The sequence below is a fragment of the Ekhidna sp. genome (assembly GCF_040223195.1).
Lineage (GTDB): Bacteria > Bacteroidota > Bacteroidia > Cytophagales > Cyclobacteriaceae > Ekhidna.
Genome location: NZ_JAVKDX010000012.1, coordinates 157,025 through 172,459 on the forward strand (window position 1 = coordinate 157,025; position 15,435 = coordinate 172,459).

Here is a 15,435-nt window from a genome sequence, read left to right on the forward strand (position 1 = left end):
GAAATTTTATAAATAGAAGATTAGGGCCCCCACTACACTGAAGATGATCATGGCGGAAATGATATACATGATGTTCACAATGACCAGCTTGAAGAAAGTGAGGAGCCACTTCTGTTTGTAAACCTTCTTCAATGCTGCCAGGAGATATACCTCAATTAAACAAACCGTGATCATCAACGACCATTGACTGAGAAAAACACTTGAGGGGAATATGTAGTCAATCAAAATAACCATGACGGTGAGCAGCACAAATATGAATGCATGCAGATGCACGGAAAAAATAAAGTGCGTCAGGTAGAAGCGCCCTGGCTTCCGAAAAAGGAGATAAAGGAAAAGTGCAAATAGCGGTAGCAATAAGAAGAACAGCCTGGGAAACCAGATATTGAAAAACGAATCCAGAAATTCCGCTTCTTCAGTTTTCTCTATTTGCACGGTTTGATTCACTGAACCCAGCACCAGAAAAAAAATGATGCTAATAAAGATGAACATCCTCAAAGGGGGAATGTATCGTACCCTTCGGCCAGCGATAAACTCATTGGTGAGAAAACCTGGATTGAAAAGCAGTGGACGCACACTCCTGATGATCAGGGAGTCAAACGTGAAATAGTCACCCAGGAAATCGAGGACAAACTGTTTGAAATGAACAACTTTGTCTTTGTGTTGCTGGCCACAATTCGGACAAAATTTGAACTCCGATTGAAGTTTGGTCTCACAGTTTTTGCAAATCCTTTCCAATATTCTTGGTTTACGCTAATATTGATGATCATCGAAAATACTTCGTTGCATTGAGTTCTAAAATTTTCATCGCAGGTCTTTTGTTCTGTGCGGTGGCTTTTGCCGCTTCCGCCCAGCGGATCGTGGTGGATTCTACTTCTTCCAACAAATACCTGATGAAACCGCCGGAAAAAAGTGTGGTGAAAGAAATGCCGGAAGAAGATCTCACCTTTAGTGACCGTGCCATGTCTATCGGAAAAGGAATCCTAAACAGACTGAAAGCACGACTAAACTTGGAAGAGGCAGCAGAGAGTATCAAGGATAAGAAGGAGCGAATTCTTGGAAAGCAGGAGGATGAGGAGGAAAAGGATGATGGCTAAGATGCCTCTTTCAGGTGGGTTTCTATTTCAGCCCTATTAAATGGCTTGGTGAAAAACTTCTGGATGGTATTGTCTTTCAATGCCTGATCTATTTCATCATTATAGGCATATCCGCTCAAAATGAAGTACGGAATATCATTGACAGACTCTTTAGCTTTTTGTATAAACTGCACACCATTCATTTTGGGCATATGCATATCACTGATCACCGCCCGTATGCGATCCCTGTTTTCCATCAGCTTTTGCAGCCCCTCCTCAGGCGAATTGGCTACTAAAACCTCTCGCTCACCCTCAAAGGAAATTCGAAAAAGCAGCAGGTTTGCTTCTTCGTCATCGATATATAAAATGGCCGGCTTCTCACTCATGGTCATAAAGGTAAGGTAATAATAAACTTAGTTCCTTCGCCAAGGTTTGATTTTACATCGATGTGTCCGTTGTGTTCCTCGATAATTGAGAAGGTAATGAAAAGTCCCAGTCCTGTTCCCTCACCAGGGGCCTTCGTGGTGAAAAAGGGATCACTAATTTTCATGAGGTTCTCTTCCGGGATTCCTTCCCCGTCATCCTCAACCCAAATCTCCATTTGACCATCCCTTCTGCGAGTTGTTATTTCAATGGTTCCTTCCTCCTTGATCGCCTGTTCTGCGTTGGCAATGATATTCATCATTGCCTGATGCAACCGACCTTCATTCCCTTTCACTTCTGCACCCATGCTGGTGAAGTTCGTAATCACCCGCACTTTGTTTCTGATCTTGTTGTGCAAAATCAATAGACAATTTTCGATGATGTCATGTATGTTGCATTTGTCGTCTACTCCAGGGGCCCTTCTGCTAAAATGACTGAGGCTCTTTACAATGTTGGTCGCTCTGTCCACTCCTTCGTTGATGATCTTGAAATAGGATTTTAGCTCTTCATCGTTCGGATTGATTTTGGTATTTAGTGCCTCTATCCCATTCTTGATGAAATTGAGTGGATTGTTAATTTCATGACCCACCCCAGCAGCCAGCACTCCCAGAGAAGCCATTTTTTCTGAGGTGATCAAGAGCTTTTGGGTCTTCTTTAACTCCTCGTTGTTTCGTTCAAGCTCTTTGTTTTTCTTGTCGTTTTTTCTCAGCAGGACGATCATTACGATCAAAAGCGGTACAGTGATGATGATAATGAAGGTAAAAAGCTGATTAGTAATGACCTGATTCCTGATTCTAGCCTGCTGCTGCGTAAGTGTGTATCTGTCCTCCTCTTCTTTGAGTTTTAATGGTATTAAGCCAAGATTTCTGTTGACAACATCCAGAAACAGAGAGTCTCGAAGGGTAATGTATTTATTCAAATAGAGAATTTCTTTCTCCTTGTCTCCCTTCCTGTTGTATGCAGTAGAATAGAGCTTAAGGTTATCAAGTTGCTGCTGACGAATTTGAAGCTGCTGGGCTTTCTGATCACTCAAATGTAGGTACTCAATTGCCTGGTCCGTATCGCCTTTTTTGAGAGCATGTTTAGCCAAAAAATAATATGCCTCAGATATTCCCTTCTTATCATCTATCTGCAGGCTTTTTTCCAATGACTGCTCGAAATAGAATGCGGCAGAATCCATCTGGCCCTGCTCCATCATGACCTGGCCTATCCCCCTCAACGAAACAGAACCCCAGTTGATGTTTTTGATTTCATTCGCTTGCATCAGTGCTCCGCTAAAATGTCTCATTGCCGCCTCCAGGTTCCCTTCTCTCAAATACGTGATGCCCACATTATTCAAAGAGTAAACCTCATCATCTTGCTTGCTGATGCCCATAGCGGCCGCATACGCCTCCCGAAAATATTTTCTGGCTTCCGTGTATTCTCCCAACCTTTCGAAGACCAGTCCAATATTATTGAGTGTGGTGGCCAGACCATATTTTTCTCCGATCTTCTCTTTGATTGACCTGGCCCGTAGGAGATTTTCCAGGGCGAGCTGATAGCTCCCCAAATTGTAATAGAGAAGCCCCAGGTTATTATATCCATTATTTAACAATGACGAATCTCCCAACAAGACCGCCATATCAAAGGCCTTGTGGTTGTATTCCAGGGATTGCGTATAGTCTCCCTTATAATAGTAGACTCCTGCAATCAACCTTAAGGATTTGGAGATTAGGATTGAATCCCCCAAAGTATTAGATACATCAAGCGCTTCCTGACCGTACTTCATGGCAAGCGCCGGATAGTTTAGCCACAATTCAATGACAACCTTGTGAAGCTGGTCAACTCTTGCCTTGCCTTCAAGTCCTAGGAGCTTGGCCTGGAGCGTATCCACCTGCCCATTTGTATATGAGGCCAAAAAAAACAGAAGTATGGTGGTTATGCGCTTCACTTATATCAATGCTTGCCAAAGTAAAAAGATAAATATAAATGCCTTAATGGAGTATAAGAATTTAGACCGCTGGCTACTCTTTTTCGATGCGTTCAAAAGCACCAATGTCTGGTTTGGCATCTCGGGTGGCCCCTTTCAAGTCCAAACCTACTCCCACAGCTATCCCCCGATCTTTCGCAAAGGCCAGAGTATCAAGCCGGTAGTCATTAATGAACGAATCGATAAAGCCGGGGAAGTTGAATTCCTGAGAGGTAAAATTGTCTGGGATATCTTGTTCGGATTTTATAATGTTGGTGAAGAGTGATGCAGAAACGGATGCCCCGCCTCCATTGTTGATGAGCAGTTCCTCCCTTGCTGCTCCCCAAATGATACAGTTTGTCATTTCCAGATTCAGATCATCCACGAGCAGCTCATCTTCTCCAATGACAATATTATCCGAAAACTGAACTGTCGGTTCATCTTGTACAAAAAGCGCTGGTTCGTTTGAAAGCGTACAATGCGTGAGCGAGTAGTTTCCTCCGGCAAAGCCCCCCATCAAATATGTGCCGCAGTTATAAATGAGCGAATTGGTTACAGACACATCGGAGGTGAAGGCCAGGATACCTGCTGTGCTCATATTAAAGATTTCCGTGTTTGAAACAACCACATCTGGAATGTCATCATCGTCCGGTGTGCCAACCCTCAGACCAATTTGTGCATTATAAATTTCTGAAAAGACTATTTCATTGCCCGTGCTGCCTTCCAAAAAATAGATCCCATTCCACTGGCCTGGCACCTGATCGTAAATTCCATCGAATCGTGCACTTCTGAATACAATGTGGTCGGCAGAATCCCCCACAGCCGAAAGTGTGCCTTGCACGAACAGAACTGCATCGTTTTCAAAATACATCTGTGTGCCTTTTTCAATCGTAAGCCGACATCCCGTAGAAACCAGCACTGTGTCTGAAATAATATAAGGTCGGTCCTTCGTCCAGGTTTCGTCGCAGATGCTGACACTCTCAATGCTGTTTCCATCTTGCCCGTATGACACAAGCTTTACATGTTCCTGATTCGTATTCCAACGAAAAATGATGGAGTCTTTGACCAGATAGGGCAAGTCACGATTTCTTGATTTGACATTCACCTCCACCAGAATCAGGAGGCTGTCTCCTCCATATATTTGTTCGTTTATCACTGAGTTGGAGGGCTTGCCATTAATAATGACACTGTAGTCTGAGTTTTTCCTTTTGCCAAGTGCGATCTCCGAAATTTGAATTGCTTCTTCGTTGGGGTTGTAAACCGTGAGTCTGCGCGTGCTGCTTCGTCTTTCGGACAAAAGTGTATCGAATGCTATCGTATCGTTGCTAAAAAAGAGTGAAAGACCTGGATCAAATGAAACCGACTCATCCGGGGTAGAGCATCCCATCCAGATAAAGAGCACTAAAGAAACAAGGAGGATATTTCTCATTTAGGTAAAAACGGATCAGCCCGCTTCTTCTTTCATTATCTCGGCATTTTCTGCAATGCGAAGCTGCTCTATAAATTCTCCTATGTCGCCATTCATCACGTTGGGAAGGTTAAAAACGGATAGTCCAATCCGGTGATCTGTCACACGCCCTTGTGGATAATTGTATGTGCGGATCTTATCAGACCGATCTCCGGAACCTACCATGCTCTTTCTCTGGCTACTTATTTCTGCATTGTGCTTCTGTAGCTCAATTTCATAAAGTCGTGAGCGAAGTACTTTAAGTGCTTTGTCATAGTTGGCATGTTGGGAACGGCCATCCTGGCACTCTACAACCAAGCCTGAGGGAGCATGAGTTAATCGAACTGCTGATTCCGTTTTGTTAATATGCTGTCCACCAGCCCCCGAAGCACGAAAAGTGTCTTTACGGATATCTCCCATGTTTAGCTCCACGTCTACTTCCTCCGCCTCTGGCAATACAGCCACAGTCGCGGCTGAGGTGTGCACCCTTCCCTGGGATTCTGTAGCGGGTACGCGCTGCACCCGATGCACACCAGACTCAAATTTCAATTTGGCATAAACGTCCTCTCCTTCAACAGAGGCAACAATTTCTTTATATCCTCCGGCACTCCCTTCGTTGAAATTTAAAACGGAAAAATTCCAGTTCTGATCTTCCGCATAGGACTTGTACATCCTGAACAAATCCCCGGCAAAAATGGATGCCTCGTCTCCCCCGGTCCCGGCGCGTATTTCCAGAATCACATTTTTACTGTCATTAGGGTCTTTGGGAATCAACATCACCTTGAGCTCCTCCTCCAACGACTCTATGAGTGGCTCTAGTTCATCTATTTCCGCTTTCGCCATTTCTCGAAACTCGGGATCCTTTTCATTGCTCAATACCTCCTTGGCATTTTTGAGGTTGCTTTTGGCTTGAGTGTATGCTTTGTATTTGACGACTATCTTCTCCAGGTCTTTATATTCCTTGTTCAGCTTGCCATATTTCTCCATGTCGGTGACAATGTCCGGCTGAACAATGAGTTGACCCACCTCCTCAAATCGGTGCTTTATTTCCTCCAGTTTCTCGATCATCCTCTAAAAAGATTTAACGGCAAATTTATATTACCAAATATCAAATAGCGCTTTTGACTTCTTCATATCTGAAGCAATCAACTGTGTGGTCATTTACGAGCCCTATGGCCTGCATGTGAGCATAGATAGTTGTGGAGCCCACAAACTTGAAACCTCGTTTCTTTAAGTCCTTCGAAAGCGCATCAGACTCTTTGGTAGTAGCGGGTACCTGCTTCATGGTCTTCCACACATTGATGATCGGCTCACCCCCCACAAACTGCCAGATGTATTTATCGAACGAACCAAACTCTTTTTGTACTTGGATAAACTGCTTCGCATTATTTATTGTGGCTTCAATTTTTGCCCGGTTCCGGATAATGGAAGCATCCTGAACGAGATCTTCCACCATACCTTCTCCATATTCCGCCACAGTATTCACATCAAAATCTGCAAAAGCCCGACGATATCCTTCTCTTTTCTTCAGAATGGTGGCCCAGCTCAGACCTGCCTGGGCACTCTCGAGTACCAAAAATTCAAAATGCTTTCTATCATCGTGAACCGGAACTCCCCATTCCTCATCGTGATAGCGAACGTATTCTTCAAAAGAGTTTGCGCACCAGGCACATCGTGTTTTCATTCTTATACTAAATTGGGTGAATAATGAGTTGAGATTTTATAAAATTAGCACTTTAGTAATCAATTGATGAGAGGATATTTTTCCACTTTGCTTTTTTTAATCGCCCCAGCCCTATTGGGACAGAGCCCAATATATAATTATGTCTCTTTCAATAAAACCCTGGAAGTACCGAAGGAGCTGAGCAGCCAACGCAGCGCGGTGATCTTTTCCGTACCCAACAAGGAGGGAGATTTTGTAGAAGTGGGGGATCATGAAAAAATGCTAAATCAGGTGCACAAAGCATTCGTGACTATGGGAGTGGATGCCATTTTCTATTTGAACGAACTCAACCTGAATGCAAGTCACAGCGCCCGGCTTTCTTATATTGAGCTTTTCAATAAACGGAGGGTAAAAAACATCATCTTCATCACGAAGACCGAAGATGCTTTTGAGCTGATAATGGCTCCATTCGATGGAACCAGAAGGTTTATTAAGTCGGGAAGTAATGCCTTTTATATGAAAGAGCATGATCTATATACCCTGCTACTCAATACCGGCAAAGAGGTGCGGCGGGCCGATCAGGAGCTCTATAATTTTTTGATCCCTGAAAAACCCAACTATCTGGCAGGTGTATCAATTGTGGAAAATACCCTCCTGAAGAACTATCCGGGCATACTAAGAAGAAGCAAACTTGCCGTAGAGCGATTCACTAAACTGGATACAGTCAATATCAACAGTGAGGAAATACTGCAAAATGTTAGAGCCTATAATGCGGAGATAGACAAGAAGAACACCGAACTGGCTAAGCTGATGGAATCGTATCCTTATGAATACGAATTAATTGACCCCATGTCTGATGACGAGCTCAAACGAAACAGGCACCAATTTTTGTTGCGATCGCTTAGCTCGTCTGTTAAAATCGCAAAGCAAATGCTTGATTACGAAGTGCTTCCAAGTGAAACAAGCTTTGCGTCGGTGATCCCAATTATGCCGGATCAAACACGCGTGAAAACAATACCGAAAGATGCCATTGTATATAAGTTTTACATTCGGCAAAATATCTCGCTCAATATTCATGTCGGGGTATGGGATGCTGATGTGAGCTGGCAGGAAGCACTCGTGAATATGATAGGTAATCTGACTCAGGAGCTTAATGTGGAAAATTGAAAAAGCTAAACTTCTTTCAAAACAAACCCAAAGCATCAAAAATTGATGTAAAAGCCTACCTGGATAGAATAGCACTTAAAAGGCAGGAGCCCACATTATCATATCTGAAACAGCTTCAGAAAGCACATCTTTTGCATATCCCTTTTGAGAATCTGGATATCCACTACGGGAGCAAAATCATCCTTGATTATTCCAAAATCTTTGATAAAATCGTCTATCGAAAACGTGGGGGTTTTTGCTATGAGCTAAACGGGCTCTTCTATCATTTGCTCTATCACCTTGGATATGATTGTCAGGTGATTGCCGGAAGGGTAATGAGTGAACAAACCGGTGAATTTGGCCGCCCTTATGATCACATGGCTATCGTAGTAGATTTAGAAAATGAGCATTGGCTGGTGGATGTTGGGTTTGGTGATGGGGCCATTTCACCATTGAGAATAAAACCGGGAATAATTCAGATGGATCATACTCGCTACTGGCGCATAGATACAGATCCGGACGAAAACTTCATCTTGAGGCTATCCAATGACACAAGCTATTTTGAGACCAAACTTCTCTTTACCACTGAAGAAAAACAGCTAATCCAGTTTATGGAGATGTGCGATTATCACCAAACATCTCCTGCATCACCTTTCACACAGAAAAAACTGGTAACCATGCTAGAACCGAATGGACGGATTACTTTGACAGATCGAAAGCTCAAGATTTCTGAGCTTGGAGAAGTACACGAATCAGACATCATGCATGAGGATGAGTTTTTGTCTAAACTTGAGCAGCACTTTGGTATTACGTACCACCAGCTAATTCCGAAAGAAGCATAAAAAAATCCGCCGTAGCGGATCTTTAAGGTTCTCAATGTCTGTGTCTTCTGACCTCCCTCTTCAGTGAGGCCACATCCGAAGCGATGGCAGGGTCACTATAGATCCTTGCTGAAAGCTCCGAAATCACATTTCGCTTGAAGCCGAGCTTTTCCGCCAGCTCCTCGCAAAATTTAATCTCTGATAAATACACCTGGCTATCTATCTTCATGAGCTGCACAAGGTGAAATAAATATTCAAACTTGTCATCTTCCGACATGGTGCTGAGTGGCGGTAGTGGCTCAGGGTTTTCCACCATGTTATTGACTTCATCTTCGCTGATACCATTGGCCTTGCCAATCATATAAATAAGGTCTCTCTCTTCACCAGCAAACTCTCCATCGATGTTTGCCAACTGAACCAGCACGCTAAGTTTCGCCTTAATGCTCATAATTCTCTTTGGGTTACTTTTTCAAAAATTTATTGGCCTCTTTCATTAGGGCCTCTCTGTTTCCTGTAATTGAAGGATCTCCATAGATCCTGGATGACATTTGTTTTACCACTTTTTTGTCATACCCGAGCTTTTCAGCCACCTCTTCACAATATTTTATTTCAGTAAGGAAAACCTCACCATCTATCTTCATCAATTGAATTACATCATATAGATAATCAAATCTCTCCTCAGAAAGCAAGCCTTCAAAATTCACATCACTGTTTTCCTTGGAATTCAAAACCTCGGATACAAGCTCATCTATTTCCTTCTCAGGCACTCTGTTGGCTTTTCCAATGGTATAGACATACGTTCTTTCTGGCTCACCAAAGTCACGATCAATGATAGAAAGTTGGATTAAGGCTTTCAGGTGGTTTTTAATATTGTTTTCCATTAGCGCTGTTGTTGTTTTTCGTCCTTCTAATTTAGGAATTAATCCCCAAAAAGAAACTTACCTAGTGCAAATAGCTACCCGCATTGATATCAAATGTGGCACCAGTGGCGTGATCCGCCATTCCACTGGCAATAAATGTGACCAGAGGTGCAATGTCTTTAGGCTCTGTCAGCCGCTCCAGCGCAAGGTCTCCTTTGGCATGATCCTCTCCATACTGCTGCATAAATTCCTGTGACATATCCGTTCTCACAAAGCCTGGGGCAATTACGAAAGCTTTTATGCCCTCCTTTCCATAGGACCGGGCAATTGATCTTGTCAAAGAAACAAGGCCTGCTTTGGAGGCTGCATATGAGATATACTCAGCCTCCTCTCCTCGAAATGCCGCCCTGGAAGCAATATTTATAATCCGCCCTGCAGCCTTTCTGCTGATAAAATGCTGAACGGCCTTTTTGCAAATAATGGCTGCAGAATTCAGGTTTACCATCATGGTTTCATTCCAGGCCTTCATCCAGTCATCATCCTTGGCATCAATCATAGCAGGCTTGGCCAGTCCTGCATTGTTGATCACTATTTCAATGCTACCCATCTCCAAACTCACTCTTTCAAAAAGCTTGGCAGCCTCATCCGGTTTCGAAAAGTCTGCCTGAAAGGCTTTGGATTCGTTTCCAAGAATATGGGCAAGGTTTTCTGCCTCCCTCACATTTTTATTGTAATGCACAGCTATCGTAGCTCCAGCCTCAGCGAGCTTGGTAGCCAGTGCCTTGCCAATACCTCTGCTGGCGCCTGTGACCAGAATATTCAGACCTGAAAGATTGATATACATGGGGTACTATTTAGGCGAAAAATTAGACAAAACCTTTTTGAAGTTGACTTATCTTATGATAAAAGATGTAGGAACTTGTTTCTCTAAATGAAATCTTTGTTAATTTAGGCCTTCCCAGCTAAGTCACCGCTTAATAACACACTTGAACGTAATCAATTATACATGGGCATCATAATCCCCCTTCTACTAATAACGTTTTGTTGCATAATAATCTGGCGCGCTGGAGATGGTTTCATGGCCGCCTCGGAATACATAGGAAGAAATCTTTCTGACGGTGTGCGTGGAGCGACAATCAATGCAATAGCAAGCTCAATGCCTGAGGTTTTTACCTCCTTGTTTTTCCTGTTCATTCTGAAGGATGCAGAGGGTTTTTCCGGTGGGGTGGGAACAACCGCAGGAAGTGCAATTTTTAATGGAATGGTTATTCCTGCCTCAGCAGTGTTAACAGTCATTGCCATGAAAATGACCAAGCGTGTCGAGGTTTCAAGAAAAGTAATGTTGAGAGATGGGATTGCATTGATCATCGCTGAGCTTATTTTCTTAATACTTATCAGTGGAGCCACTCTCTACTGGTATCATGGCTTGCTATTGATGCTGGTATATGTAGCCTATATAGTGTTCATGTTTGCCACAATGAAACGATCCCAGCGCAAAGAGCAACTGGAGGGAAGGGTAGTAGAGGAAATGGTGTTTGTGGAAAACGATGAGCCACAGGGGCCCTTTTTGAAAGGTTTGCTAACATTCGATTTGGAAAGAATATTTATTGGTAATAACCGAATAAGCGGGAGAAGGGCATGGTCACTGTTGGTTTTTTCAACCATTTCCATTGCTTTGGTTTGTTACTTTTTAGTGCTTGCATGTGAGTGGGTAGGTGCAGACACTTATTCAATTGCGGGGCTTGGGGAATTCAACGGACTTGGAATCCCGGTCATGTTTGTGGCTTTGATCCTGGCGTCTGCTGCTTCTAGTTTTCCGGATACTATCTTCTCCATCAAGGATGCGAAACGAGGGCAGTATGATGATGCCATTTCGAATGCCCTGGGCAGTAATATTTTTGACATCTGTTTTGCTCTTGGTTTCCCACTTTTGCTATTTACACTTATCTACGGCCCACTACAAATACCCCCTGAAATGGTCGCTCTAAGTAGTGAGCTTCGTTTCCTATTGTGGCTGCTTACAGTGCTTATAGTAATAATTTTTGTGAGCGGTACATATTTTGGAAGAGGTAAGTCATTTTTACTTCTAGGACTGTATGCCTTATTCGTACTCTACATCGTTGGGCGTGGAGCGGGTAATGAGCTTGCTCAGAGTATCGCGGACTGGCTGGTTTCCATAGTAAGGTTTTTCAGAATAGGGTAAGCGGAATCAAATACGAATAAAAACCCCCTCCTCATTTTCGATAATGGGATAAATTTTCAACGGGGAGCAACGGCCTTCACATTCTTCTCCTGTTTTCATATGGAAACGATAGGCATGTAAGGGACACACAATTTCGTTGAAGGGATTGGTATTGCCTTTGTGTAGGTTCTCTCCCATGTGTGCACAGGCATCTTGAAAGGCAAATATTTCTTCCCCTTTTCTAACAATACAAATCTCCTTGCCATCAGCTCGTACTTGCCTTGGCTTATTATTCTCCAGCGCTTTTTTCGCCTCGTGAATAGAATCAAAAAGCTTGAGATCCATGAAATGAACTTAGCAAGAACTTTCCATGATTCAGAATTTGATAGAGTTTATCTAAGGAATGGAGAAAGAGAATTGTGGAAAGTGCGGAAAGAAACTATCTTCGCATTAAAAGTAGAACAAGATGAATTTGACAAATCCTGCAGTTACAGACGGAGTAAACATATTTGTAAACATCGTGATTTTCCTTGTGGCTTTTACTCACGCCCTGGCTTTCGTAAACGCCCGAAAAGAAAATCAAAAGAAGCACTGAGATTACTCCACGTGATCTCTTTTGTGCTTGCTTACTGCCTTATTGGGTAGGATAAACGGACAAAGAATAGCCAATACAAACAGTCCGATAATAATTCCAAGCATTGCCATTTTTTAATCGATTTTAATGTGGATGGCAAATATAACCGCTTCTTTTAGTTTCCTCTAACTTCCAATCTCCGAATTAATTTTTCGACGAAATCACTACCCTTTTTTGGGTATTTTTCATCAGATTATATTCCCCTCTCTTTGATTCCATTGTTGGTCGTGCTACCATTGTCTTCAAACCAACTAAACCTTTAGAAACATGAAAAAAGAAGATGTAAGAAAAATTGGCAAAAAGATGGATAAGTCTAAAGCTAAGCAATGGGTGAAGAAGTACCAAAAAGAGAATCCAAATGCAACACGAGGGTGGTTGTTTGGGGATGACATTATCAATACGCTGCTGAGCTATGACGGATGTGAAGGAATCTGGTTCTTCAAAGGAATTAATGAAGACGGTGAGGAACGATTGATATTGTTCCCAGCGGATACTGATGGAAACGTATTAGATAAAAGTATGAAATCTCTTGGTGCTGCTGCCGCAAGGAACGGAGTGCCTGGGGGGGACGACCCTGCAGATGATGGCTATGGTTGCCCTCCCATGTGCCCTGAGAATATATAATTAAATGGAAGTATTTCATGCATGGTTACTTGAGCTAAATAGTTTCTCTGGCATTGCAGGGATTACCTATTTTATGCTTTACCGTAAAAAAATAAATACCATCTATGGAGTAGTCTTTCTATTAATTGCTGCAAGCACTTTAGCCGATTGCAGCAATTATTTTTTTATGAGGTTAGTTTATCAAAACAGTTATATAATAGGAAACCTCTGGTTTCTACTAAATTTTGGGATATCAATTTGGCTGTTTAGCAAAATCCTGCCAAACCATAAAATACTTCTAATTGTACTTTCTTGCATATTTTATGTTGGTGCAGTACTCAGCTTTATCACTACCTATTCGTTTACAGATTCTAATTCTTTTATCAAGGTTTCATCCAGTATAGTATTTACATTCCTTGCGCTGAGGCTATACTTTGAGCTTCTGAAAAAACCTACCGGCAGCTTGAAGTTCAATCCAATTTTTTGGATTGCCACTGCTCTATTCCTTTTTAGTAGCCTTTCCTTGCTGAGAAACTTGTTTCTTCAATACTTGGTTTTCGACCTAGAAATCGGAGTTAGTTCATATATCTATATAAGTACAATTTATCTCTTGGCCAATATTTCGAAAAATCTTATACTCTTTTATGCTCTCACCTTAATTGACAAAGGCCATCTTTTAACATTAACGCTGGACAAAGAAGTCAAATGATTGAGTTGATTGTAAATATTGTCGTTTACGGCACTGCTTTGATTTTCACCGCAGCTGTTTGGTTTCTAATCGCTTTCTCAAAGGCCTATCAATCAAGAAGATAACTCCCTTCAGCCCCAACATTATTGTTTACTAAACAAAACGCTTATTTTTCCCCTGTGGAAGGAAAAGTCATTTTGCTTGTAATTATCGGCACCATTGGTGTAATGCTGATGGCCTTCTCTGTGGTTTTCTTTGTATTGCTCTATCGAAGAAAGATGTTGGAAAATCAGCTGGAGATGCAGGAAGTGAAAACCCGGCATCAGGAAGAGATGCTTAGTTCAACACTAAAATCCCAGGAAGCAGAGCGCAACAGGCTCGGAACAGAACTCCACGACAGTGTTGGGGCTATGTTGTCATCCATCAAATTGAACCTGCAGGTAACCAAGCGCAAAGAGGGGGTGCAGTCCCTCGATCAAGTCTTAGGACACTTGGATGAAACCATTTCTCAGGTTCGGAATATATCCCACCAAATGATGCCGATCATCTTAAAGAAATACGGACTTAAGCATGCCATTGAGGATCTGTTTGAAAAGGTATCTTCCAATGAGCTATCTACCTTCATTACACTTTGGGAAGATCCCGGCCTTTCTGACGAAGACTCGCTCATGCTATATAGAATTGTGCAGGAGCTTCTAAATAATTCTATCAAGCACGCTGAGGCCAATAAGATTGAGCTTTCAGTCTATCGGGAAAATAGTAAAACGGAAATTCAATATGCTGACAATGGCAAAGGGTTTCCTGAGGACGTATTAAAGAGTTCGGAAGGAATGGGGCTACTGAATATCAAAAACAGAGCCCAGGTTATCCGGGCAAATGTAAAGTTCTCCAATCTGGAAAGTGGTGGAGCAAAAGTCAATTTGGTTATAGCGCCATCTATTGATTAATTTAAGGCTCAAGCGAGTGAGATGAGTCAACCTAATAAGCTAAATATTCTGGTCACGGATGATCATACCCTTTTTCGAAGGGGTACGATGATGCTTTTGGAGTCCTTTGAAGAGGTCGCTGAAGTGGATGATGCCGAAAATGGAAAGGAAGCACTTGAAAAACTCAGCACTGAAAATTTTCATCTGATCTTGCTGGATCTTGAAATGCCCGTAATGGACGGCTGGGAAACAGCCAAGAAAATCGTTTCAAAACACCCTGACGTGAAGATCATAATGATCTCGATGCATGATTCGCTTCAGATCATATCAGACCTAATTGAAATTGGTGTGCATAGCTATCTGCTAAAGAATGCTGAACCCGATGAGGTTCATAAAGCGATTCTATCTGTGGTCAACAACGACTTTTACTATAATCACCTTGTGTCAAAAGCGCTTCACAAAAAAGTGCAAAAGGATGGTATAGATAGAGGTGTTGCCAGAAGGGCGGATGTGAGTCCGAGAGAAATTGAAATCCTACAACTCATCTGTCAGGAGCTTACGATGAAGGAAATCGGAGAGAAATTGTACCTAAGCGAACAGACCGTACATACCCACCGAAAAAATCTTATGAAGAAAACCAAGGCTAAAAATGCAGTGGGCCTGGTAAAGTTTGCTTTTCAAAACGGAATTGCCGGTTTTTAAGCACTACCCACTTTTGGGTATTCTCCTACCTTTTTTTAGGTAATTCACTTCCACTTAGAATACTCTAAGTGATTGTTTTACAGGTGTTTAGGTTATAATCCTTCAGAAAGGAAAATGATCCCCCAATTTTCAAGAATCATAAATAGCTAATTTCATCTTGTCATTTATTACAAATAGATGATATGCTCTTAGGTTGATGGTTAATCTATGAAGATACCGGGAGTCCAAGGTTTTCGCTTAATCCTTTGGTTTGCCAACTATCTCACTCACATAGTGGACTCCCAGGTATTTTCAACTTAAGTCTTAGTTAAAAAATTCG

The 15,435-nt window shown here is 42.3% G+C and carries 19 protein-coding genes; 9 read left to right on the forward strand and 10 right to left on the reverse strand.

The window, feature by feature from the left end; translation table 11 throughout:
• Positions 1 to 6: 6 nt before the first annotated feature.
• Entirely contained in the window at positions 7 to 735 is a 729-nt protein-coding gene (locus RLN88_RS05540) for a DUF3667 domain-containing protein (protein WP_350220382.1), read from the reverse strand.
• A 50-nt stretch (positions 736 to 785) separates the two neighbouring features.
• On the opposite strand from RLN88_RS05540, the gene RLN88_RS05545 reads away from it, so the two are divergent.
• The gene (locus tag RLN88_RS05545) at positions 786 to 1,094 is read left to right on the forward strand and encodes a hypothetical protein (protein WP_350220383.1); all 309 of its coding nucleotides are present in this window, start codon (positions 786 to 788) and stop codon (positions 1,092 to 1,094) included.
• Here the strand turns inward: RLN88_RS05545 and RLN88_RS05550 are convergent.
• The 5 genes from RLN88_RS05550 to RLN88_RS05570 all read right to left on the reverse strand — a co-directional run bounded on the left by RLN88_RS05550 (position 1,091) and on the right by RLN88_RS05570 (position 6,575).
• On the reverse strand, positions 1,091 to 1,459 hold the full coding sequence (locus RLN88_RS05550; RefSeq protein ID WP_350220384.1) for a response regulator: 369 nt from the start codon (positions 1,457 to 1,459) through the stop codon (positions 1,091 to 1,093). The two genes, RLN88_RS05545 and RLN88_RS05550, sit on opposite strands and share 4 nt — an antisense overlap.
• 2 nt (positions 1,460 to 1,461) lie before the next feature.
• Complete coding sequence (locus tag RLN88_RS05555; RefSeq protein WP_350220385.1) at positions 1,462 to 3,393, reverse strand: tetratricopeptide repeat protein; 1,932 nt, start codon at positions 3,391 to 3,393, stop codon at positions 1,462 to 1,464.
• A 106-nt stretch (positions 3,394 to 3,499) separates the two neighbouring features.
• Positions 3,500 to 4,873 (reverse strand): right-handed parallel beta-helix repeat-containing protein, encoded by a 1,374-nt coding sequence (locus RLN88_RS05560; RefSeq protein WP_350220386.1) that lies wholly within the window; start codon positions 4,871 to 4,873, stop codon positions 3,500 to 3,502.
• Positions 4,874 to 4,888: 15 nt separating this feature from the next.
• Entirely contained in the window at positions 4,889 to 5,959 is a 1,071-nt protein-coding gene (prfA, locus tag RLN88_RS05565; protein WP_350220387.1) for a peptide chain release factor 1, read from the reverse strand.
• Positions 5,960 to 5,999: 40 nt separating this feature from the next.
• The gene (locus tag RLN88_RS05570; protein ID WP_350220388.1) at positions 6,000 to 6,575 is read right to left on the reverse strand and encodes a DNA-3-methyladenine glycosylase I; all 576 of its coding nucleotides are present in this window, start codon (positions 6,573 to 6,575) and stop codon (positions 6,000 to 6,002) included.
• 66 nt (positions 6,576 to 6,641) lie between these two features.
• Between RLN88_RS05570 and RLN88_RS05575 the strand changes: the two genes are divergently transcribed.
• Both RLN88_RS05575 and RLN88_RS05580 read left to right on the forward strand, forming a co-directional pair.
• A complete protein-coding gene (locus RLN88_RS05575; RefSeq protein WP_350220389.1) occupies positions 6,642 to 7,721 on the forward strand; it encodes a hypothetical protein in 1,080 nt (359 codons plus the stop codon).
• Positions 7,718 to 8,542 carry an arylamine N-acetyltransferase family protein gene (locus RLN88_RS05580; RefSeq protein ID WP_350220390.1) on the forward strand — a complete coding sequence of 275 codons (825 nt, stop codon included), beginning with the start codon at positions 7,718 to 7,720 and terminating at the stop codon, positions 8,540 to 8,542. Before RLN88_RS05575 ends, RLN88_RS05580 begins: the two co-directional genes overlap by 4 nt.
• A 31-nt stretch (positions 8,543 to 8,573) precedes the next feature.
• Here RLN88_RS05580 and RLN88_RS05585 read toward each other — a convergent pair whose 3' ends face one another.
• The 3 genes from RLN88_RS05585 to RLN88_RS05595 form a co-directional block, all read right to left on the reverse strand.
• On the reverse strand, positions 8,574 to 8,969 hold the full coding sequence (locus RLN88_RS05585; RefSeq protein WP_350220391.1) for a TerB family tellurite resistance protein: 396 nt from the start codon (positions 8,967 to 8,969) through the stop codon (positions 8,574 to 8,576).
• Between the two features lie 13 nt (positions 8,970 to 8,982).
• On the reverse strand, positions 8,983 to 9,402 hold the full coding sequence (locus RLN88_RS05590) for a TerB family tellurite resistance protein (protein ID WP_350220392.1): 420 nt from the start codon (positions 9,400 to 9,402) through the stop codon (positions 8,983 to 8,985).
• A gap of 61 nt (positions 9,403 to 9,463) precedes the next feature.
• Positions 9,464 to 10,225, reverse strand: a complete 762-nt coding sequence (locus RLN88_RS05595) for an SDR family NAD(P)-dependent oxidoreductase (RefSeq protein WP_350220393.1) — start codon at positions 10,223 to 10,225, stop codon at positions 9,464 to 9,466.
• A gap of 162 nt (positions 10,226 to 10,387) precedes the next feature.
• Here RLN88_RS05595 and RLN88_RS05600 point away from each other — a divergent pair, with 162 nt between their 5' ends.
• Positions 10,388 to 11,584 (forward strand): sodium:calcium antiporter, encoded by a 1,197-nt coding sequence (locus tag RLN88_RS05600; RefSeq protein ID WP_350220394.1) that lies wholly within the window; start codon positions 10,388 to 10,390, stop codon positions 11,582 to 11,584.
• Positions 11,585 to 11,590: 6 nt separating this feature from the next.
• On the opposite strand, the gene RLN88_RS05605 is transcribed toward RLN88_RS05600, so the two are convergent.
• The gene (locus RLN88_RS05605; RefSeq protein WP_350220395.1) at positions 11,591 to 11,908 is read right to left on the reverse strand and encodes a Rieske (2Fe-2S) protein; all 318 of its coding nucleotides are present in this window, start codon (positions 11,906 to 11,908) and stop codon (positions 11,591 to 11,593) included.
• Positions 11,909 to 12,029: 121 nt separating this feature from the next.
• Here RLN88_RS05605 and RLN88_RS05610 point away from each other — a divergent pair, with 121 nt between their 5' ends.
• From RLN88_RS05610 to RLN88_RS05630, 5 genes are all read left to right on the forward strand, one after another.
• Positions 12,030 to 12,158: a hypothetical protein gene (locus RLN88_RS05610; protein ID WP_350220396.1), complete on the forward strand. Its 129-nt coding sequence runs from the start codon at positions 12,030 to 12,032 to the stop codon at positions 12,156 to 12,158.
• A gap of 306 nt (positions 12,159 to 12,464) precedes the next feature.
• On the forward strand, positions 12,465 to 12,821 hold the full coding sequence (locus RLN88_RS05615) for a hypothetical protein (protein WP_350220397.1): 357 nt from the start codon (positions 12,465 to 12,467) through the stop codon (positions 12,819 to 12,821).
• A 4-nt stretch (positions 12,822 to 12,825) separates the two neighbouring features.
• A complete protein-coding gene (locus RLN88_RS05620) occupies positions 12,826 to 13,509 on the forward strand; it encodes a hypothetical protein (protein ID WP_350220398.1) in 684 nt (227 codons plus the stop codon).
• A gap of 158 nt (positions 13,510 to 13,667) precedes the next feature.
• Positions 13,668 to 14,435 (forward strand): sensor histidine kinase, encoded by a 768-nt coding sequence (locus RLN88_RS05625; RefSeq protein WP_350220399.1) that lies wholly within the window; start codon positions 13,668 to 13,670, stop codon positions 14,433 to 14,435.
• A gap of 21 nt (positions 14,436 to 14,456) precedes the next feature.
• Complete coding sequence (locus RLN88_RS05630) at positions 14,457 to 15,116, forward strand: response regulator (protein WP_350220400.1); 660 nt, start codon at positions 14,457 to 14,459, stop codon at positions 15,114 to 15,116.
• Positions 15,117 to 15,435 lie beyond the last annotated feature (319 nt).

Coding starts and splice junctions, on each gene's coding strand:
- RLN88_RS05550 (WP_350220384.1), bottom strand. CDS start 1,459: ATGAGTGAGAAGCCGGCCATTTTATATATCGATGACGAAGAAGCAAAC.
- RLN88_RS05560 (WP_350220386.1), bottom strand. CDS start 4,873: ATGAGAAATATCCTCCTTGTTTCTTTAGTGCTCTTTATCTGGATGGGA.
- prfA (WP_350220387.1), bottom strand. CDS start 5,959: ATGATCGAGAAACTGGAGGAAATAAAGCACCGATTTGAGGAGGTGGGT.
- RLN88_RS05570 (WP_350220388.1), bottom strand. CDS start 6,575: ATGAAAACACGATGTGCCTGGTGCGCAAACTCTTTTGAAGAATACGTT.
- RLN88_RS05575 (WP_350220389.1), top strand. CDS start 6,642: ATGAGAGGATATTTTTCCACTTTGCTTTTTTTAATCGCCCCAGCCCTA.
- RLN88_RS05585 (WP_350220391.1), bottom strand. CDS start 8,969: ATGAGCATTAAGGCGAAACTTAGCGTGCTGGTTCAGTTGGCAAACATC.
- RLN88_RS05590 (WP_350220392.1), bottom strand. CDS start 9,402: ATGGAAAACAATATTAAAAACCACCTGAAAGCCTTAATCCAACTTTCT.
- RLN88_RS05595 (WP_350220393.1), bottom strand. CDS start 10,225: ATGTATATCAATCTTTCAGGTCTGAATATTCTGGTCACAGGCGCCAGC.
- RLN88_RS05600 (WP_350220394.1), top strand. CDS start 10,388: ATGGGCATCATAATCCCCCTTCTACTAATAACGTTTTGTTGCATAATA.
- RLN88_RS05605 (WP_350220395.1), bottom strand. CDS start 11,908: ATGGATCTCAAGCTTTTTGATTCTATTCACGAGGCGAAAAAAGCGCTG.
- RLN88_RS05610 (WP_350220396.1), top strand. CDS start 12,030: ATGAATTTGACAAATCCTGCAGTTACAGACGGAGTAAACATATTTGTA.
- RLN88_RS05615 (WP_350220397.1), top strand. CDS start 12,465: ATGAAAAAAGAAGATGTAAGAAAAATTGGCAAAAAGATGGATAAGTCT.
- RLN88_RS05620 (WP_350220398.1), top strand. CDS start 12,826: ATGGAAGTATTTCATGCATGGTTACTTGAGCTAAATAGTTTCTCTGGC.
- RLN88_RS05630 (WP_350220400.1), top strand. CDS start 14,457: ATGAGTCAACCTAATAAGCTAAATATTCTGGTCACGGATGATCATACC.